The sequence below is a fragment of the Aquimarina sp. genome (genome assembly GCF_977115655.1).
Window position 1 is genome coordinate 90,123 of the sequence record NZ_CDSBKO010000009.1, and the last position, 21,213, is coordinate 111,335.

General features: G+C 30.3%; 17 protein-coding genes. 9 read left to right on the forward strand and 8 right to left on the reverse strand.

What is annotated here, in order from left to right; genetic code table 11:
* Window positions 1-218 precede the first annotated feature (218 nt).
* Window positions 219-551, forward strand: a complete 333-nt coding sequence (locus ACZIYX_RS05880; protein ID WP_462681279.1) for a hypothetical protein — start codon at window positions 219-221, stop codon at window positions 549-551.
* A gap of 19 nt (window positions 552-570) precedes the next feature.
* Here the strand turns inward: ACZIYX_RS05880 and cmk are convergent, their stop codons facing one another.
* Window positions 571-1,269 (reverse strand): (d)CMP kinase, encoded by a 699-nt coding sequence (gene cmk / locus ACZIYX_RS05885; RefSeq protein ID WP_462681280.1) that lies wholly within the window; start codon window positions 1,267-1,269, stop codon window positions 571-573.
* Window positions 1,270-1,525: 256 nt separating this feature from the next.
* Between cmk and mreB the strand changes: the two genes are divergently transcribed.
* Window positions 1,526-2,572: a rod shape-determining protein MreB gene (mreB, locus tag ACZIYX_RS05890; protein WP_462681281.1), complete on the forward strand. Its 1,047-nt coding sequence runs from the start codon at window positions 1,526-1,528 to the stop codon at window positions 2,570-2,572.
* 79 nt (window positions 2,573-2,651) lie between these two features.
* On the opposite strand, the gene lon is transcribed toward mreB, so the two are convergent.
* Entirely contained in the window at window positions 2,652-5,102 is a 2,451-nt protein-coding gene (gene lon / locus ACZIYX_RS05895; RefSeq protein WP_462681282.1) for an endopeptidase La, read from the reverse strand.
* Window positions 5,103-5,321: 219 nt separating this feature from the next.
* Here lon and ACZIYX_RS05900 point away from each other — a divergent pair, with 219 nt between their 5' ends.
* The 5 genes from ACZIYX_RS05900 to ACZIYX_RS05920 all read left to right on the forward strand — a co-directional run bounded on the left by ACZIYX_RS05900 (window position 5,322) and on the right by ACZIYX_RS05920 (window position 9,229).
* Entirely contained in the window at window positions 5,322-5,870 is a 549-nt protein-coding gene (locus ACZIYX_RS05900; protein ID WP_462681283.1) for an RNA polymerase sigma factor, read from the forward strand.
* Complete coding sequence (locus ACZIYX_RS05905) at window positions 5,867-6,427, forward strand: hypothetical protein (protein WP_462681284.1); 561 nt, start codon at window positions 5,867-5,869, stop codon at window positions 6,425-6,427. Before ACZIYX_RS05900 ends, ACZIYX_RS05905 begins: the two co-directional genes overlap by 4 nt.
* Window positions 6,408-7,499, forward strand: a complete 1,092-nt coding sequence (locus ACZIYX_RS05910) for a DUF4097 family beta strand repeat-containing protein (protein ID WP_462681285.1) — start codon at window positions 6,408-6,410, stop codon at window positions 7,497-7,499. The genes ACZIYX_RS05905 and ACZIYX_RS05910 overlap by 20 nt, the downstream gene beginning before the upstream one ends.
* Before the next feature lie 27 nt (window positions 7,500-7,526).
* Window positions 7,527-8,261 carry a head GIN domain-containing protein gene (locus ACZIYX_RS05915; protein WP_462681286.1) on the forward strand — a complete coding sequence of 245 codons (735 nt, stop codon included), beginning with the start codon at window positions 7,527-7,529 and terminating at the stop codon, window positions 8,259-8,261.
* A 230-nt stretch (window positions 8,262-8,491) separates the two neighbouring features.
* The gene (locus ACZIYX_RS05920) at window positions 8,492-9,229 is read left to right on the forward strand and encodes a tyrosine-protein phosphatase (protein WP_462681287.1); all 738 of its coding nucleotides are present in this window, start codon (window positions 8,492-8,494) and stop codon (window positions 9,227-9,229) included.
* Here ACZIYX_RS05920 and ACZIYX_RS05925 read toward each other — a convergent pair.
* The 4 genes from ACZIYX_RS05925 to ACZIYX_RS05940 form a co-directional block, all read right to left on the reverse strand.
* Window positions 9,226-11,574, reverse strand: coding sequence for a GumC family protein (locus ACZIYX_RS05925; protein ID WP_462681288.1), 2,349 nt, complete (start codon window positions 11,572-11,574; stop codon window positions 9,226-9,228). The two genes, ACZIYX_RS05920 and ACZIYX_RS05925, sit on opposite strands and share 4 nt — an antisense overlap.
* A 7-nt stretch (window positions 11,575-11,581) precedes the next feature.
* Entirely contained in the window at window positions 11,582-12,361 is a 780-nt protein-coding gene (locus ACZIYX_RS05930; protein WP_462681289.1) for a polysaccharide biosynthesis/export family protein, read from the reverse strand.
* 404 nt (window positions 12,362-12,765) lie between these two features.
* Window positions 12,766-14,697: a polysaccharide biosynthesis protein gene (locus ACZIYX_RS05935; protein ID WP_462681290.1), complete on the reverse strand. Its 1,932-nt coding sequence runs from the start codon at window positions 14,695-14,697 to the stop codon at window positions 12,766-12,768.
* Complete coding sequence (locus tag ACZIYX_RS05940) at window positions 14,694-15,827, reverse strand: DegT/DnrJ/EryC1/StrS family aminotransferase (protein ID WP_462681291.1); 1,134 nt, start codon at window positions 15,825-15,827, stop codon at window positions 14,694-14,696. The genes ACZIYX_RS05935 and ACZIYX_RS05940 overlap by 4 nt, the downstream gene beginning before the upstream one ends.
* Window positions 15,828-16,647: 820 nt before the next feature.
* On the opposite strand from ACZIYX_RS05940, the gene ACZIYX_RS05945 reads away from it, so the two are divergent.
* Together ACZIYX_RS05945 and ACZIYX_RS05950 are read left to right on the forward strand one after the other, a co-directional pair.
* Entirely contained in the window at window positions 16,648-17,928 is a 1,281-nt protein-coding gene (locus ACZIYX_RS05945; protein ID WP_462681292.1) for an MBOAT family O-acyltransferase, read from the forward strand.
* Between the two features lie 35 nt (window positions 17,929-17,963).
* The gene (locus ACZIYX_RS05950) at window positions 17,964-18,935 is read left to right on the forward strand and encodes a hypothetical protein (RefSeq protein ID WP_462681293.1); all 972 of its coding nucleotides are present in this window, start codon (window positions 17,964-17,966) and stop codon (window positions 18,933-18,935) included.
* A gap of 15 nt (window positions 18,936-18,950) precedes the next feature.
* Here ACZIYX_RS05950 and ACZIYX_RS05955 read toward each other — a convergent pair whose 3' ends face one another.
* Together ACZIYX_RS05955 and ACZIYX_RS05960 are read right to left on the reverse strand one after the other, a co-directional pair.
* On the reverse strand, window positions 18,951-20,105 hold the full coding sequence (locus ACZIYX_RS05955; RefSeq protein ID WP_462681294.1) for a GNAT family N-acetyltransferase: 1,155 nt from the start codon (window positions 20,103-20,105) through the stop codon (window positions 18,951-18,953).
* Entirely contained in the window at window positions 20,102-21,190 is a 1,089-nt protein-coding gene (locus ACZIYX_RS05960) for a GNAT family N-acetyltransferase (protein WP_462681295.1), read from the reverse strand. The genes ACZIYX_RS05955 and ACZIYX_RS05960 overlap by 4 nt, the downstream gene beginning before the upstream one ends.
* Window positions 21,191-21,213: the final 23 nt, after the last annotated feature.

Consider the following 21,213-nt stretch of genomic DNA (forward strand, 5'->3'; position numbering starts at 1 on the left):
TGATACCTGATCAAGTATGGGCAAGCTTTTTGCCTTGAATATTCAAAAAGTGGTCGATTTTTTTATAGCAAATCCAAAATACATTTGGCATTACCTATTACCAGATAATCGTGAAATCTTGTTTTTAATCGAAAAAATAAGTTGGCTTTAACAAAAAACCATTAATAGATTATGGTTTTAACGTATTTTTATACTATCCAAGTTACACTATAATTTCTATGAAAAAAATACTACTACTAATTTTTCTTTTTTTATCCTCACACAACTATGCTCAATCCTTGTCCAAGACAAAAATTATATATGAGCGTAAAGATAATATTATAATGAACGATGGAAAAAACTATGAAATTGTAGTAAACAAACCATTTTATTCTGTTCGTGATTCAACTATTCCAAGACATAAACAAGTTTCTGATCATGTTTTTCGATTAAATCGTGTTTTGATTTTAAGAAATGAAGATACTTATATTGAATTAATTGAATGGGTAAAGGAAAACATGAAAACATATCAATCTAAAAAACTTGTAAATTTTATAGAGAGTAATATCTGATTCTTTGGTTTTTATGCAATTAACCGATTTTTATTGCCTTTTTTGCCAAGTTTAAAATTTGTTCAAACTGTTCTTCCAAAGTAAGGTTTGAATTATCAATTTTGATTGCATCCTCTGCTTTTCTAAGAGGAGAATCTTTTCTTGTACTATCAATATGATCTCTGTTCACTACGTTTTTCAAAACGTCTTCGTATGTTACATTTTCGCCTCTTTCTTTGAGCTCTGTATATCTTCGTTCAGCTCGATCCTTGGCAGTAGCCGTCATAAATAACTTCAACTCTGCATCCGGAAAAACAACAGTACCTATATCTCTGCCATCCATGACAATACCTTTTTTGACACCCATTTTTTTTTGTTGCTCTACCAGTTTTCTTCTAACCATAGAAACCGCAGCTATCTTACTAACATGTTTAGATACTTTTAAAGATCTTATTTCTTGTTCAACAATTTCACCATTAAGTAAAACTTCGGCCAATCCTGTTTTAGAATTAATAGCAAATTCAATATTAATATCTGAAAGGCTTTTTTCTAATGCTTCTTGATCAAAATAAGATTCATTTATATATCCTTTTCTCATAGCGTACAACGAAACTGCTCTATACATTGCCCCGGTATCTACATAAATATACCCTAATGCTTTAGCCAGTTGTTTTGCTACTGTACTTTTTCCTGTTGAAGAGTGCCCGTCAATGGCTATAATAATCTTTTTTTCTTCCAAATTTTAAAATGCTAGCATGTTTATCAAAAGGCAAAAATAGAGTAAAGATCCGGAATATCTAAGGCAGTCAAAAAATAAAATACAACAAATCTATGTATACTGCTTATATGCAAAATAAAATAATACTAGTATAAAGCTTCAAAAATACAATAATTACAATTAAACCGAGTTATTTACCTTTAAACCCCTATTCTATTGCATGGTAATAAACTACTCACACACCTTGAATCATTTTTACTAACCAAAACAAGCAGTTATGGGTTTTTTTGATTTTTTAAACGAAAAAATTGCAATAGATCTAGGCACTTCAAACACGCTTATTACTTATAAAGGAAAAATAGTAATAGACAATCCATCCATAATTAGCATACATCAAATTACTGGAAAAATTATTGCCGTAGGTAAAGAAGCTGGTATGATGCGTGGAAAAATCAATAAAAATATAAAGACGATCTCTCCTTTCAAAAATGGTGTTATTTCTAATTTTGATGCTGCAGAAAAAATGTTAGCTACTTTTATCAAAGGGTTATCTGTTTTTAACTCTACTATATTTTCCTCGTCGTACAATATGATAATATCTATTCCTTGTGGTAGTACCGAAGTAGAAATGAGAGCTGTAAAAGAGTCTGCAAAACGCCTGAATGCAAAAAAAATATTTTTAATTCACGAACCTATTGCTGCTGCTATTGGTGGCGGAATAGATATATTAAAGCCAAAAGGAAATATGGTTATAGATATTGGTGGTGGAACTACAGAAATTGCGGTGATATCTTTGGGCAGAATAATAAGCGGGCAATCTGTAAAAATAGCAGGTAATGTATTTAATGAGGATATTATTCATTACGTACGAGAATCACACAATCTTCATATAGGGGAATCCATGGCCGAAAAAATAAAAATAAAAATTGGGGCTGCCGTAGATAAATTAGAATCGCCTCCAGAAAATATGTATGCTGAAGGAAGAGATCTTCTTACAGGAAAGCCTAAACAAATTCAGTTATCCTATACTGAAATTAAAAAAAGTTTAGATAAATCTATTGCTCAAATAGAAAATTCCATTCTTGAAACTCTTTCAGAAATTCCTCCTGAAATTTCTGCAGACATATATAATTCTGGTATTTTCTTAACCGGCGGGGGGTCATTGTTAAGAGGGCTTGATGAAAGATTGTCCAGAAGCACAGAACTACCTGTTTATCTTGGCGATCAACCATTAAAAACGGTTGTTAAAGGTAGCGAGATTGTCTTAAAAAACCTGAATTTATATACCAATGTTCTTGTACAAAAAGAAAGCAATTTTTCCTAAAAAAGAAGTTTTTCTGTAAAAAATAAGTCTTTTATATTTTTACAGAAAAACTTCTTTGTAGTTTCATGCTTTAATCTATTTACAATTTTTTAGCATTTTTAACTTTAGTGTCTGTTAAAGCTAATTTAAGAACATCGCTCATATCTTTAACATAATGAAATGTAAGTCCTTTTAGATAATCGGCTTTGATCTCATTAATATCTCGTTTATTATCTTCACAAAGTAAAATTTCTTTAATATACGCTCTCTTTGCGGCAAGGATTTTTTCTTTAATTCCGCCAACTGGTAATACTTTTCCTCTTAAAGTGATTTCTCCTGTCATTGCAAGGCTTTTCTTCACTTTGCGTTGTGTGAATAAAGACACTAGCGAAGTAAGCATTGTTACTCCTGCACTAGGTCCGTCTTTTGGTGTTGCCCCTTCAGGAACATGTATATGTACATTATAATTATCAAAAATATCTGGGTTGATCCCTAAATCTACAGCATTTGCCTTAATATATTCCATTGCAATAGTAGCAGATTCTTTCATTACTTTACCCAGGTTTCCTGTAATGGTTAGGTTTCCTTTTCCTTTGGACAGGATAGATTCTATAAACAATATATCTCCTCCTACACTTGTCCAGGCTAACCCGGTTACTACCCCCGCCACATCATTATTTTCATACTTATCCCGTTCTAATTTTGGTGCCCCCAAAACCTCTACAATATCCTCATTACTAATCTTTATATTATACTCCTCCTCCATCGCTATATTTTTGGCTGCATACCGAACCATTTTAGCAATTTGCTTTTCAAGACCTCTTACTCCGGACTCTCTGGTGTAGCCTTCAATTATTTTTTCTAATTGTGTTTTTCCTATTTTGATATGCGATTTATCCAATCCGTGCTCTTGTAATTGTTTTGGCAACAGATGTTGTTTTGCTATTTCTACTTTTTCTTCAATAGTATATCCGGTCACATTAATGATCTCCATACGATCCCGAAGCGCTGGTTGTATTGTTCCTAAGCTATTAGATGTAGCAATAAACATTACTTTGGATAGATCAAATCCCATTTCCAGGAAGTTGTCATGAAATTCTGAATTTTGTTCAGGGTCTAAAACCTCTAAAAGCGCAGAGGACGGATCTCCCTGATTACCAACCGATAACTTATCTATTTCATCTAAAACAAAAACCGGATTACTGGTACCTGCTTTTTTAAGGCTTTGTATAATTCTACCCGGCATAGCACCAATATATGTTTTTCTATGCCCTCGTATTTCTGCTTCATCACGAAGTCCTCCTAGTGATATTCTTACATATTCTCTTCCTAATGCTTCGGCTACAGATTTCCCCAAAGATGTTTTACCTACTCCCGGGGGTCCGTATAAACATAATATAGGGGATTTCATATCATTACGCAATTTTAATACTGCAAGATATTCTATAATACGCCGTTTTACTTCGTCTAAACCGTAGTGATCCCTATCCAAAACTTTCATAGCACGTTTTAGATCAAATTTATCGGTACTAAACTCGTTCCATGGTAAGTCCAAAAATAAATCCAGATAATTACGTTGTATAGAGTATTCTGCTACCTGCGGGTTCATGCGTTGCATTTTGGCAAGTTCTTTTTCAAAATGCTTTTTTACTTTTTCTTCCCACTTTTTATCATTACTGCGCACACGCATTTCTTCTATTTCATCTTCATGAGAAACCCCTCCCAGTTCTTCCTGAATAGTTTTCATTTGTTGATGTAAAAAATACTCGCGTTGTTGTTGGCTCATATCATGCTGAACCTTACTTTGAATATCATTTTTAAGCTCTAATTTCTGAAACTCGACATTCATATATTTTAGAGTCGCCAATGCTCTTTCTTTAAGGTCATTTACCTCTAAAAGTTTTTGTTTTTCTTCTACGGGAAGATTCAAATTAGAAGACACAAAATTTATCAAAAAAGAATTACTTTCAATATTCTTAATTGCAAAAGAGGCTTCAGACGGGATTGTGGGGCTCTCTTTTATTATTTCGAGAGCAAGATCTTTTATAGAATCAATTATAGCACTAAATTCTTTATTTTCTTTTGCTGGCCTGGCTTCGGGAACTTCTTTTACCTTTGCTTTAATGTATGGCACTTCTTCTACGACTTCGTCTATATAAAAACGTTTTTTTCCTTGCAAAATCACAGTAGTATTACCATCTGGCATTTTTAATACTCTTAAAATACGAGCAACTACCCCAACAGTATTAATATCTTTGAAAGAAGGGTTTTCTATCTTCTCTTCTTTTTGAGAAACAACACCTATGGTTTTGCTTCCATTATTTGCATCGTTAAGAAGTTGAATAGATTTATCTCTTCCTGCCGTTATAGGAATTACTACACCCGGAAACAATACTGTATTTCTTAATGGTAAGATTGATAGTACATCAGGTAAATCTTCTTTGTCTATTTCTTCTTCATCTTCTGGAGTCATTAAAGGGATTAACTCTGCGTCTTCTTCTATTCCCTGAAATGACAAACTGTCAAGTGTTGTAAATTTGGTTTTTGCCATATGTATATATAAAAGTCATTTTGTCATTACAACAAAACTATATTCTTTTTTAAATTAATTTTAACTGATTAAATCGCTTGTAATACTCTATAAAACAAGGTATTTATTATTGATTTTATATATCTAAATCAATTGTTGTGCCACAAGTTTTTAAAAAAAAAATGGAAAACTGTAACAAAGTATCTCTTTATATATCTTTATGATAAAGTAAATTATTTTTTGTCACTAACCCAACTAAATACAGAGCAATTAATTGCAAAATGTCGAGAGCAAGATCAAAATGCGCAGCTCGAAACTTATAATCGTTATTATAAAGCGATGTACAATACGGCATTAAGGATTATAAAAGATACTACAGAAGCTGAAGATATCATGCAAGAATCTTTTTTGATTGCTTTTACTAAATTATCTATGTTAGACGATAATGCTTTATTTGGTGCCTGGTTAAAAAGGATAGTTATTAATCTGAGTTTGACAACCTCTCAAAAAAAAGATATTCATAAAGAGGTGGCTTTAGAAACTATAGAATATGCTCTTACAGATAGTGATGGTGTCACAGATGAAGATTTAATATCTATAAAAGCAGATACTATATTAAATACGCTTATGCAACTTAGAGATAGTTATAGCACAGCTTTATCCTTGCATCTGATAGAAGGATATGATTATGAAGAGATTTGCCAGATTATGAACATATCCTATTCTAATTGTCGTACGCTTATTTCGCGCGCAAAAGAAAGCTTACGTAAAAAATTACAATTTGTATGAAAAATAATGAAATAGAAAAATTATTTGAAGGCTTAAAAGAAAAATTAGACATTCATGAACCTTCTACGGATCATCAAGCAATGTTTTTAGAAAAATTAAAGCAACAAAAAGAAGTTGTACAATTACATCCTAAAAAAAGATCTTGGTATAGACCTTTGAGTATAGCTGCCTCTATAGCAATAGTATTTGGAATAACAATAATGGCATTTATTGCTAATCCTAAACAGGAAATAGATTTAGCTTACGTGTCTCCACAAATGAAAGAAACACAAAGCTTTTTCATCTCTGCAATTCAAGTACAACTTGAAGAAATAAATGAAGTTTCTTCTATAGAAACTAAAGGATTAGTCTTAGATGCGATGAATCAACTAGAAAAATTAGAAGCAGACTATAATTTCTTAAAAAAAGATCTTTTTCAAAGCGGAAATGATAAACGTGTAATTAGTGCTATGATCAAGAACTTTCAAAAACGTGCAAATTTATTAGAAGAGGTACTTCAAAAAATTAATGATATTAACGAATTTAAAAAAACAAACAATGAAAACCTTATACTATAACATACTATGTTTGTTGCTAATCCCAACACTGGTTTTAGCAAGCGATGGAGATTTGAAAGGAAAATATACGAAAGAAAAGACATTGAAAAAAGATTTTACTGTTAATGCCAATGCTTTATTAAAAATTAGTAATAATTACGGAAATCTGGATATAACTTCGTGGAATGAAAATCGAATTGTCATTCAAATAAGTATTAAAGTTAGCGGAAACGATGAAGAAAAAGTAATTAAAAAACTAGAATCTATCGATGTGGAATTTGACGCATCCTCGCAAATAGTAAGTGCCAAAACAATTTTTAATAAAGATAATAATTCTTGGTGGGACAAATGGACCAGCGGTTGGAATGATAATTTGAATATGAAAATCAACTATACTATAAAGGTACCAATAACAAACAGTGTAGACCTTAATAATGATTATGGGAGTATTACTTTGGATAAAATAAAAGGAGATACAAAAATTAATTGTGACTATGGTCAAATTATCCTTGGGGAACTACTTGGCGATAATAATGACATCAACATAGATTACACTAACAATAGTACTATAACATATATAAAAAATGGAAAAATAAATGCCGATTACTCTGATTTTGAAATAGAAAACAGCGAGTATATCGCCTTAAATGCCGATTATACTCAATCCAAGTTTAAAACTATTAAAAACTTAACTTACAATTGTGATTATGGGGGGATTCGTATCGAAAACGGAGGTGAAATTACCGGGGATTCTGATTATGTAAATACTAAAATTGGTACTATATCAAAAGAATTACAAATTAATTCTGATTATGGATCTATCGAAGTTCGTTCTTTACAACCATCCTTTAACAATGTAACGATCAAAACAGATTATACAAGTGTTTCTATTGGTTATGAAGACCAATGTGCTTATGATTTTTCTATCCATACCTCGTATGGTGGTATCAAACTGGATGAAAGCATTCTAACACAAAAAAAATATGTTAAAGATTCTCAAAAAGACTATCAAGGACATTATGGAAAATCTAATAGTGGCAATACTATTCATATAACTTCCAGCTATGGAGGAGTTAAAATTGTAAAAAATTAAAGTATATAAATTAAATCAATCTATAAAATGAGAACAGTACTATTCATTCTGGGTTTAACTATTTGCAGTGTTAATTTGCTACAAGCGCAATGGTGGGAAAATGGAAAAAAAATCAAAGGAGATGGTAATATCGTTACCAAAAACAGAAGCACATCAGATTACGATCAAATAAAGGTAAAAGGAAGTCTGGATGTATCTTTAATATCCGGAACCGAAGGACAAATCGTTATTGAAGGTGAAAGCAATTTGATAGAATATATTGTAACCGAAGTAGAAAGCGATATATTAAGGGTTTATGTAAAAAAAGGGTACAATATACAGCCTTCCCAAAACAAGAAATTAATCATTACAGTTCCTTTCAAAGACATCTCTCAGGTTACTTTATCAGGATCCGGAGATATTTATAGTTCTGACACTATTACGACTACAGATTTCAAAACTGGTGTTTCTGGATCAGGAGATGTTAGATTGGTTGTTTCTGCAAAAAATATATGGTGCCAGGTTACTGGTAGTGGTGATTTGGATTTAAAAGGCTCTGCAGAAAACTTTAACGGAAACGTGTCTGGTTCTGGAAATCTTGCTGCTTTTGATCTTAATTCAAAAAATGTAACTGCCAGTGTATCCGGATCCGGAGATATTGAAGTTATGGCTACCTCCTCTTTAAAAGCCCGAATATCGGGATCCGGGGATATATTTTATAAAGGTGATCCCCAAAAAGAAGATAAAAAAGTATCGGGGTCGGGAGATATTACAAAAAGATAAACATTTGTAGATCATAACAAAACTGCTTAAGGCTGTAGAGTCTTAAGCAGTTGTCTTTTTCAAAAACATTGTTTAAACGTCTAAATCTTCTGTTACAACAATGGTGGTACATTTTAATTCCGGTTTTTTTTTATTTCCAGATTAAAAAGCTCAAGTAGCTTTCTATAAAAAATTTCCATTTTTCCGTTATATTTCATTATTTTACAGATCACCCCAAAAACAAGTTTATATTGCTATTTTTACGAAAAAAAGATGTTCCTTTTCATCAAATTATCCCTGAAGGATATGTAGATATACACTCTCACTTACTTCATGGTATTGATGATGGTGTAAAAACCATATACCAATCTACCTACATTTTGGAACAATTTGAAAAATTAGGCATACAAAAAGTAATTACCACACCTCATGTTTTAAAAGATATTTGGCCTAATTCCTCAAAAACTATATTAAAAACCCTAAAAGAACTTAAAACAGTACTCACACCATTAGGGGTTTCAAAAATTGAATTGCATGCCAGTGCAGAATATATGATGGATGATTTATTTCTTGAAAGATTAAAAAACAAAGATATTTTACCTTTACATCAAGATTATATCCTTGTAGAAATGTCTACATTCAGCCCTCCTATTAATCTCAAAGAGATAATATTTGAAATTAAACTTGCTGGATACATTCCTGTTTTGGCACATCCTGAAAGGTATTCGTTTTATCAAAATAATTTAAAAGAGTATGATGAATTAAAAAATTTGGGTTTTTTATTTCAGCTCAATCTTTTGTCTTTATCCGGATATTATGGAAAGGATATTAAGTCCTTTTCTAAAAAATTAATAGATTATAATTATATTGATTTTACAGGCACAGATATACATAACTACTATCAATTAGAAATTCTGGAAAAGGGGTTTAATACTCCTATTGCCAAAAAAGTGGAAACAATTATGAGAAATAATTTAATTTTCTCTTAATTTTTTTTACCATATCCATACCCATAATTATAGCCTGTTTTTGTATCTGTTGCGTTTAACAATACTGCTATATTTGGTAAGCGTTTTTCTTTATATAAATTCTCAGGAACTTGTAACACCTTTTTATCTGAAAAGTTTTCTCTTACAATATAAATACTTAAATCAGCATATTTTGTAATTAATAATGTATCTGTAACTAAACTAACCGGAGCTGTATCTACAATTATATAGTCATAATTTTTTTGAAGATATGCAAATATTGTACCTACTCTATCTTGCATCAAAAGTTCTGCAGGATTAGGAGGAATTGCCCCTGATGGTATAATATCAAAAGAATCTTCTTCTTTATCTTTAAAAATAATATCTTCGGGACTTAGCTCTTTATTCATAATATAATTAGTAAGCCCTTTAGTATTTTTTCCGAAAGGAAGGTCAAAAAACCTATGCATTTTGGGATCTCTTAAGTCTGTTCCCAAATAAGCTACTTTTTTGCCCGAAATAGCCAATGTTTTGGCTAGATTTGAGGACACCAAAGTCTTTCCTTCTCCAGAGATAGTAGATGTTACAAAAATTATTTTACCATCTGTTTTATCTATTCCTGTCATAAGAAAATCCAGATTTGTTCTTAAAATCCTAAAGGCTTCTGCTACTGAAGATCTGTCATTTTGAGAAATCAGTATCTTTTCTTTAGATTTTACTTTTGGGATAGATCCAATAATTGGCATAGAAAGCACTTTTTCTAAATCTTCGCGAGAGCTTACCTTGGTATTTAACAGATCAGAAGTATAAATAACAAAAAACGGTATCATTAAGCCAAGAAAAAAAGCTCCTGCATATATTGTTTTTTTATTGGGTGATACCGGATAAGAGCCTAAAGTAGAGGCTCTGTCTATTACCCGGGCATTAGAAAGGGTAATATGGCTGGTTATCTCTGCTTCTTCTCTTTTTTGTAATAAATAAAGATATAATTGTTCCTTGATTGATTGTTCTCGTTCAATCACTCTAAGGTCTTTTTGTCGAATAGGAGCACTATATAATTTGCCACTAAAATACTGATCCTGAGTCCTAAGACTCTTTAAACGTATGTCTATTGAATTTTTCAGGCTATTTAAACTACCTATTAAAACTTGTCGTAATCCATCAATTTGTTGATCTATATTTACAACAACAGGATTTTGCTCGCTAGAAGATTTGAGTAATCGTTGTCTTTGAAGAATTAATATATTGTACCTAGATACTGTATTAGTAATTGTTGGGTCTTCAAACCCCAGGTTTGCCGGCACAAGATCATATTTTCCATCTTGACTTAATACAAATCTCCTCATAGATTCTATAAGTCTATGTTGTGTATTTAACAATTCTATTTCTTGTACATTTCTTGAATCTATATCAGCAACTCTTTGTGTTTGAGCTCCTATATCATTAGTCAATCCATATTTAGCCAAATATCCCGCAGCCTCATCATCTACTTCTGTCAAATCTCCGGAAATAAGATTTAAACGATCATTTATAAAATCTGCTGTTCTGGCAGATGCTTGTTTTTTATTCTCTATAGTTGCTTTATTATATTCTTCTACAAGATCATTGATAATATCTTTTGCTTTTTCTTTTACAGGGTCATTCAAAGAAATATTAACAATAGAGGAATTTTTCATGGGCAGAATAGATAATCTTCCCCTGTAGGATTCTGCAACTAATTTTACAGGTGATATTAATATTTTTATAGTTTCACCAATATTAGACTCTATAGTATTTATGCTTGGTGTAATAACTATATCTCCAACACTGCTACTAATAGTTTTACCAAAAGAGTGACTACTTAATTTATTCCCTTTTTCATCTAAAAAAGAAAAAGAAGTCCCGGAATCTATCTTTACATGAAATATCTTTGATTTTGTTTTTACAATTGTATCATGAGACAGAAAATTAATCTCGATTAATGATTTTGGATAATTTTCTACTTCTAAAATTCGTCCTTCACTAAAATATCTAACATTTAATTTTAAATTATTGACTACATTGGTCAACAATGTCCTAGACTTTATTATTTGAATCTCATTTTCAATTGAATTTTGAGTGTTGTCCAGTAAACCAAGGTCTTTAAAAGCAGATAGCTCAGACTCGCTAATATTTTGATCTTGAGAGATCATTATGGAAGAGGAAACATTATATTGTGGAATTGTGTATCTTACTTTAAGATATGCTCCTGTCATAAAAACAAAAACAGCTAAGGCAAACCAATACCATCGTTTAATATATTTTGTTATTTGATCTCTAAGATTAAAACTAAATCCTGAAGAATCAATTGTTGTTTTTTTTGCAGACGTGTTATTATTTGAGATCATACTCTTATTATCTTAAAATCAAAGTTACCACAGATAAAACCACACTTATTATACTTATAACAACACCAATTGTGTTTTCACGAGATTTAGATTCTTTTATCCTTGATACATTTGGCTCTACATATAGTACATCGTTTTGAGCTAAATAATAAACAGGGGATTCAAAAATATTCTTGGATGTAAGATCCAAACGATGGTAGGTGTTTTCACCATCATTCTCTCTAATTACCATTACATTGTCTCTTTTCCCTTTAATTGTCATATCGCCTGCTAAACCAAGTGCTTCTATAATGGTAACTCTTTCATTAGGCACATTATATGATCCTGGCCTTACAACTTCTCCCATTACAGTAATCTTAAAGTTTTTTAACCTTACATTTACTATAGGGTCATTTATATAAATTTTTAATTTTTCCTTAATCAGGTTCTTTACCTGTACCCTGGTTAATCCAGCTATTTTTATACTACCCAAAACAGGAAAATCAATATTTCCTTCTTCATCTATCAAATAAGTAGGCTCTGTTGAATTACCAGAACTTGTTCCTCCTGCCAAACCATCATTAATAGAAGTTCCCTGCTTAATATTAAAAGGTATAGCTGCATCCATATCTGCCGCTGATACAAAAATACTTACTATATCATCTACTTTAAAGACTGGTGTGAATGAGTTTGTTGAAGAAATTTTTTCTAAATTCGAAGAATCTTGAAAATACACAACATTTTCAGGGGTTTTACATGAAAAAACAAAAACCAACCCTAAAAATAATAACAAAAATCTACTCCCCATATTTTAATACTTTATAAGTAATCCTAAAATGAACCACAAAAATATAATTTTATTTAATTCTGCAATGAGAATTTACCCTATCTATTGTGTTATCTTAATCTGACTTTGAAATAGTGTATATTAAATCTTTGCTTTTTTACTCATCATACCATTAAAAATAGAATCATAACTATACTTCGGTCTGACTTAGTATAAGTGCTATGCAAAAATTTTACTGCTTAAAGTGAGAAAAAAGCAACTTCCCATTTTTGGCATATTTTTGGAACTTATTTGTATTATAAAAATATCAGGAAAGTTTGTATTCCAAAACAAACTAACTTTTATCTTAAAATTGCTTCAAATTATTTACCAACCTCGATCTCCCTTACATTTACTTATTTAATTTGAAGCAGATATTAAATAAATTAAACAAAAATACCCAGTCTATTTCTATTTCTTTCTTTGTTTATTTTATCTATACTTTCAAAAGTAGAATTTTTAGAAATAAATTCCGGAACAATCTCTTTTAATTTACTAACAATTTGGTGGTCCTGATTAAGCAGATTCATAATACAAAGATCATCTATTTTATCTTTTATCATATCGCAATCGTTATCATCAAATTTACTTATCATTATTTTTTTATGATATGTAGGCAAAGTGTTTTCAGTATCTGCCAAAAGTTCTTCAAATAGTTTTTCTCCTGGTCTAAGTCCTGTAACTTTTATGTCTATATCATCTGGATATTTTAGTCCAGACAATCTTATCATTTTTTTAGCAAGGTCAAAAATCTTTACGGATTCTCCCATGTCAAAGATAAAAATCTCTCCTCCTTTTCCCATTGTACCTGCTTCAATTACTAATTGAGAGGCTTCTGGTATGGTCATAAAAAAACGAGTTACGTCTTTATGTGTCACTGTTAATGGCCCTCCTTTTTGAATTTGCTTTTTAAACAGTGGGATTACCGATCCATTAGATCCAAGTACATTTCCAAATCTGGTGGTAATAAATTTTGTATTACTGGTAGCGTTAATACACTTTATATACATTTCTGCAACTCTTTTGGTTGCTCCCATTACATTTGTAGGATTAACGGCTTTATCTGTGGAAACAAAAACAAATTTATCTACACCATACTCCGATGATAAGTCTGCTAGTTTTCTAGTTCCCAATACATTAATTTTAATAGCTTCGCAAGGGTTGTTTTCCATAAGAGGAACATGCTTATAGGCAGCGGCATGAAAAACCATATTTGGTCTGTACTTTTGAAATATAGTTTCAACCCTTTGATGGTCTCTTATATCTGCAACTATAGGGGTAAAATTAACTACTCCTTTACTTAAAAGTTCTTGTTGTAAATCGTACAAAGGAGATTCTGCCTGATCTACCAAAACAAGGTGTTTATAACTATAGTAAGATGCTTGTCTTACTATTTCGCTACCAATAGAACCTGCTGCCCCTGTAATCATAATAACCTTATCTTTAAGCTCTTTGGCTATATTTTGGTTATCCATACAAATAGGGGCTCTTTCTAATAAGTCTTCTATTTGAATTTCTTTGATCTGTGAAACATTTAGTTTACCATCTATCCAATCATTAACAGCTGGTACTATTTTTACGGTAACAGGTAGTTTAAGAAGGTTATCTGAAATTTCAGATAATCTTTTCTTATCAATATGTGGTATGGAGACTATTATCTCTTTAATATTGTTCTTTACAATAAAATTTTTATCAATTGTGGTCGAAGCATATACTTTGATTCCATTAATTGTTTTTCCTATTTTTTGAGAGTTGTCATCTATAAATCCAACAACTGAAAAAGAAGATCTATTGGAATCATTGGTTATCGCCATCAGAGTTATTAAACCGGAATCTCCTGCTCCATAAATTAATATTCTTGATGTTTCTCCTATTTTAGATTTAATATAATAAAAACAGTACTTAAATATTAAACGACTTGTTGTAAGTGTAATAATATTTAGTAAATAATGTATACAAATTATAGATACAGGGATGTTTAATAGTTCTGGAATCAAGGACAATCTACTAAAAGCCATTAAAAACCCTGTTATACTTATTAAAACTGTTACCGCCAGAAATAGATTATAGGCATCCCTCATTCCTGTATGCCTGACTACTCCCTTATACGAACCAATCAACAAAAAACTTGATATAGCCAAAACTGTTACTATTGGCAATTGATATGCAAAGTTTGTAGTCTCGAAATCTAGTCCGATTCCAAATCTAATTACGTATGCTAAAAGAAAATTAAATACTGTAATTAATACATCGATAGACAAAACAAGCCATTTTGAAGCATGCTTATGTGAATTATTGATTAGGTAGCTTTTTATCATCTCAATACATTTTTAATTACCGATACTATTTTATGTAAATCTTCTTCTTCAAGATTAGATCCACTAGGTAAGCAAAGACCTCTATCAAACAAATCATCGGAAACCCCGTTTAGATAAGTATCACAATCTGCAAAAACAGGTTGTTGGTGCATAGGTTTCCACAAGGGTCTTGATTCTATATTTTCTTCAGCTAATGATAATCTTATTTTTTCTCTTAATTGATAAGAACTAGTCTCTATACAGGTTAACCATCTATTGGATATATATCCTGAAGGTTCTTCTAAAAATTTTATTTCTGAAGAATCTGCAAGGTTTTTTTTATAAAACTCAAAATTGCTACGTCTGTTATTTACATGGTTTTCCAGAACCTCCATCTGTCCTCTTCCGATTCCGGCTGTTATATTGCTCATTCTGTAATTATAACCAATTTCAGAATGCTCATAATGAGGGGCATTATCTCTGGACTGAGTTGCCCAAAAAACAGCTTTTTCTTTATGCTCTTGTTTTTTAGAAACCAAAGCCCCGCCTCCGGATGTTGTAATAATTTTATTTCCGTTAAAAGACAGAATCGCAATATCCCCAAAAGTTCCACATTTAATTCCTTGATACGAACTCCCTAAAGCTTCTGCACTATCTTCTAGCACAGGTATTTTATATTTTTCTGCAACTTGATGAATCGCTTCTACATTATATGGCATGCCATATAAATGAACTGCAATAATTGCTTTTGGTTTTTTGCCTTTAGTTATTTTATCTTTTATGGCAATTTCTAACTGTTCTGGACAGATATTCCAAGTAGATCTTTCACTATCCACAAATACTGGTTTCGCTCCAAGATATACTATTGGATTAGCAGAAGCTGCAAATGTCATGCTTTGGCATAACACTTCATCTCCTAATGTAACCCCTAATAATTTTAATCCCAGATGCAACGATGCTGTTCCTGAGCTTAAAGCAGCTACATGAACATTTTCCTGAAGATATGTTTGGATATCTTTTTCGAACCCATTAACATTTGGACCAAGTGGTGCTACCCAATTTGTATCAAATGCTTCTTTTACAAATTTTTGCTCTGTTCCACCCATGTGTGGTGAAGAAAGCCATATTTTTTTTGAATCAATTATATTCATGATTTTCCCATTAATAATGAACAATAATATCTAATTGACTAAATTATAACTACATGTTATATCTAATCAACATCTTTTTAATGACAATCTAATAAACAATAGGAAGAAAGGGGGTAGAACTTCCTTTATTTTCGAATTTACTTTATAATAATTTTCCATGGCTAAAATAGCTTAGTTAAATCAATTAACAATCTAAATTCTAGTTTTTTAGACAGGATACTAAAAAAAACGTTCAATGAACAATACTAAGTTAAGTACTGCTTTGTTTTACTGTAATTCCGTAAGAAAAATACTATAGATTTTAGCACAAAATCACTTGTAAAAACAAACACAGTTATTAAATTTCGATACAAAATTAACCATAATTAATATTAAAATCATGATTTCATATTAATTATATGTAATTTTTTTGGTTATACAATAATACTATATATACTTTAAAAAAAAGTAAGGAAAAACCCTTTTTACAAAGGGGGATTTTACCCTAAAGGGGTACATAAATTTATGGTATTAAAAAATTACAAAAAAAAATCAATAAACACTTGATTTATAAAATAAATTAAGTAAAATTTAAGCCTTTTTAAAAGCTTTAGAAAATATTTTTATAAAATCTAAAGTTTTAAGAATTAACTATTACCCATACTAGCAGATGTTATTTAATTCGTTAGATTTTTTCATTTTTTTACCAGTAGTTTTTATACTCTATTGGTTTGTCTTTCATAAAAAAATTCAGATTCAGAATTTCTTTATTCTTTTTGCTAGTTATATATTTTATGGTTTATGGGACTGGAGGTTTCTTTTATTAATTTTAGCAAGCACTTTGGTTGATTTTTTTGTTGGCCAAGCTATCTATAACAACAATTCAAAAAAGAAAAGAAAAAAATGGCTATGTACAAGCCTTGTTTTTAACATTGGTCTTTTAGGCTTCTTCAAGTATTACAATTTTTTTATAGATTCATGGGTAGATTTTCTTTCTGTTTTTGGGTATGATATTAAGAGTACCTGGACTCTACAAATTATTCTGCCAGTTGGGATTTCTTTTTACACTTTTCAAACTATGTCATATTCTTTGGATATATACTATAAAAGGCTTGAACCTACCAAGAATTTCATTTCCTTTGCTACATTTGTAAGTTTTTTTCCTCAACTAGTTGCTGGTCCAATCGAAAGAGCTTCTAACCTTTTATCTCAAATTACTACTAAAAGAGTTTTTAACTATACCCAATGTACAGATGGTTTAAAACTAATCTTATGGGGGTTATTTAAAAAAGTAGTTATTGCAGATTCTATTGCTCCTATTGTAGATGATGTTTTTGCTAATTACAATGATTATCCTGCTTCTACTCTTATAATGGGTGTTTCTTTGTTTAGTTTTCAGGTATATGGTGATTTTAGTGGTTATTCTGATATAGCAATAGGAACTGCCAAATTGTTTGGGATAGAGTTAATGTCTAACTTTAAATTTCCAAATTTTTCAAGAAATGTTGCCGAATATTGGCAACGATGGCATGTGTCTTTATCTACCTGGTTTCGGCATTATCTATATATACCTCTGGGAGGGAGCCGCGTTAGTAAACTTAAATCTATTAGAAATATTATTATTATCTTTTTGGTAAGTGGTTTTTGGCATGGTGCAAACTGGACTTTTATAGTATGGGGAGGAATCCATGCGGTATTATATATACCTGTTTTTTTAATGGGCAGAAATCGAATATATATGCATACTGTTGTAGCCGAAAATCGTTGGTTTCCAACGATAAAAGAAGTATTACAAATATTGCTTACATTTTTTCTGATAACATTTTCGAGAGTATTTTTTAGATCGCAATCTATTACAGATGCTTTTGGCTTTTTAAAACAAATATCCTCTCATTGGTATTATGAAACATACCAACACCCCCATGGATATCGTATGGTTGATTATTTTATTTTGCTTGGGGTTTTTGTGTTATATGAATTTAGAATTAGAAAAGATGAACGAGCTCCTTTTAAATTTACTTCTAAAATCACAAGATTTGTTATATACACATTAGTTATTTTAGGGATGTTATTATTTTTTGATGATAGTATAGACAGATCCTTTATTTATTTTCAATTTTAATTTTTTAGGGTTAAAAGAATAATATTTGATATAAAATGAAAAAGCTTATCTTAAAAAGTATATTATATGTTTTCTTAATACTTATAGCATTAGAAGGAATAGTTCGTGTATTTTATTTAGGAAAAGACACTCCTGCTCGTTTTCTGGATACTTATAAAGTAGAAAAATGGAAACCAAATCAAAATGGATATTCTGTTACCGGAAATCGAAGGCAAAACTTTTCTGAATATCATATTAATGCATTTGGTTACAATTCGTATCGAGAATTTACACCTGCAAAAAACAAAATAGAGATTGCCCTTGTAGGGGATTCTTTTATTGAAGGTTTTCATCAAAATTACTATAATTCTATTGGTAAAAAAATTGAAAATGCTATACCTTCTATAGAAGTGTATGAATATGGGTATGCCGGATATGATTTTGCAGATCAATTGCATCTGGTTCACTCTTATAAAGAACAATTTGATTTAATCGATCATGTTATTTTGGGTATAAAATTTTCTAATGATCTAACCCGGGGAGAATACAATGTCGTTAAAAGCAGATTAGCTTTAGAGTCTCCTTTGCATAAATTATTTAAAAAAAGTAAACTTTTGGTTTATTGTAAAAGCATAGGGATTTTAGACCCCCCGCAAGAATTAATGTACCGTATGCTTAACGTCATAAAATCTAGAAAAAAAACAGCCAAACAAAATGATATCGAAATTCAGAAATTGAAAGAAGAAAATGATAGAATGTACTTAGAAAATTTTAAAAATCTGATTTCAAAATACGGGTATAACAAGGACCGTTTTACTCTTCTGTTAGATTCGGGAATAACAAGTCCTGTATTCTTGTCTTATCTAGAAGAAAACAAATTTAATTATATTGATTTTTCTTCTTTGTTTAAAAACTCTGACCAATCTACCACTCTTATTTATGATCGACATTGGAACAATCATGGCAGAAACCTTATTGCAGAAAGCATAGTTGAATATTTAAACCATATTGGTTTTGCGAAAAAATAGAAAACCTTTTGCTTTTTAACAAAAAACAACTTTTTGCATTTTAGATTTTCCTGCTATTATATATGTTTTTTCTTTTTTAGAAACTTCCAATACTTTTATATCCGAAACATTTTCTATGCTACTATATAAAAAATCAAAAATTATGTTTCTCAAAAAAGCATAATCGTCATTATTAAAATCGACAACAGGGTATTCTTTACTGTATTCTGCTTTTTCTATAGGAAACGTTTCATACTTTAACCCTATAGTATTATCATTTTTTTTGCGCTTTGCTTTGTATTTTTTATATCGAACATAAGCTATTTTAAAAATCAGTTCTTTTATAAAAGATTTTATATATTCTAAGTTTCCATAAAATGCTGCTGCGCTGTTATTTTTTGGAAAAATAATTTGATGTTCAAAATTATATATATGATTGCTCCATTCTCTCTTATAAGTAAGATCTCCCATTCCCATCTCATAAGATATATGATTATTGGCAATACACCAATCCAGTTTCTTATAAATTTCTAAACTTCCTAAACTAAATTTAGCATAATCTATATCATAAGAAGAAATGGCACTAAAAAGCCGTTTATAAAAATGATGATTAAGAGATACTACAATTGGTTTATTATTGTCATAAACAACAAACATAGAAGCTCTTTTTTCATTAATTAAAGAAAAGTACATTTTTTTATAATACTCCCAACGCAAAAGGCTCTGACTCTCATCATTACGCTGTTGAAATCTTTTCACCAGCATTTTTTCCAGAGCATTCATTAAAAAATTATATTCCTCTTGCTTTATTGTTCCGTAATATGTTTTATAAGATATATTAAAGCACGATTCTAGTCTGTTAATTTTTCTTCTAATTCCTTTGGCATTACTCTTAAAACGATATTTTATATAAGCATCGGCAGAGGTAAACCCTTCTAAAAAAATAGCATATCCCTTAAAAAACTGTGTTATTTTTTTGACTTTAAAAGAATCTTTATTAGAGATTGGTTTCAAATAATCAGGTATAAAAAAGATAGAATAAATCGTTTTTGGTGTACTACCCCGATTATCTTCATAATCCGGATTGATTATAGGCTCTTCTTTTTTAAGACATTCTACTCTTGAAAATATTTTTGGAATTATTGTTTTCTCAAAGAGTTCAAAAAAATAATCTATACGAGTTTTTTTCATGCATTTAATCTATAAAATGGAAAAAAATAATCTTTCACATTTTGTTTATGAACACATGTATATTCTGTATTAGAAAGCTTACACAGTTCGTCATAAACTTGTTCATTAACTATTTTTCTACCAGTATAAAAAACAACATCTTTATCTTTTGGAAAAAGAGATTTTTTATGTTTGTATAAACCATCCCCATCTTTCAACCCTCCTCCTAAAACATAGTAACTGATTCCTTTTTTTATAGCCCATTCTATAATTTTAACTCTCAGAAAATCATTTGGTCTGTAACTAAAATACTCTGCATTTGTTCCTCCTAAGAATGCAAAAATTGTACTTCTGTATTCAATTATAAGCTCGATTGAAATTGGGGTATCTTTACAATACGCTATTGCTATTGAAAAATTATCTACGTTAGAGAGTATGAGATTTTCAAAATAGGAACTGGAAAAAAAATAGATACTATCTGCATTATTACGATTCATAGTATCTACATATATATCATTAAATATTTTGATAATATTTTTGGTTACTTCTTTTTTATGAAAAATTTTAAATTCTAAACTATAATTGACTGCTTTTCTATAGTTATTTCTAACTTTTGGCAAAAAACCTTTCCATTGTTCTTCAAAACTATCCATAATCCGCCCTCTTACATTTGAAAGTGTTTTGGTTAGACTACCAGAATACATGTAATGATTATCATTTAAACTAAAACGAATAAACTCTGCTACTACATTATTTTCTTTATACCACTGATCTACATGGCTCCAAAAAGAAACAATATCTTGTTCTAATACTCCATCGTTAAATAATGGGCCACTATATCCATAAGGACTTATAACATCAAAATAGGGATATTTTTGTCCTTTAAGATTAATTTCTCTATAAACAAAAGGCATTAGAATAACTGGTGTATCATCTTTCTTAAATAGAAAATACTTCAGTTTTTCAAAATCCTTCTCAAAATGCTTCAAATGTTCTGCGGAATAATATACATTATTATCCCATTCATTATGAAGAAGCGTCTTATATTCTATGACATCTGAGCTATCATCAAGGTTTTTAATAAATAGTTTATAATTTTGCTTCAATTGTTAAAAGATTAGTTGGTTGG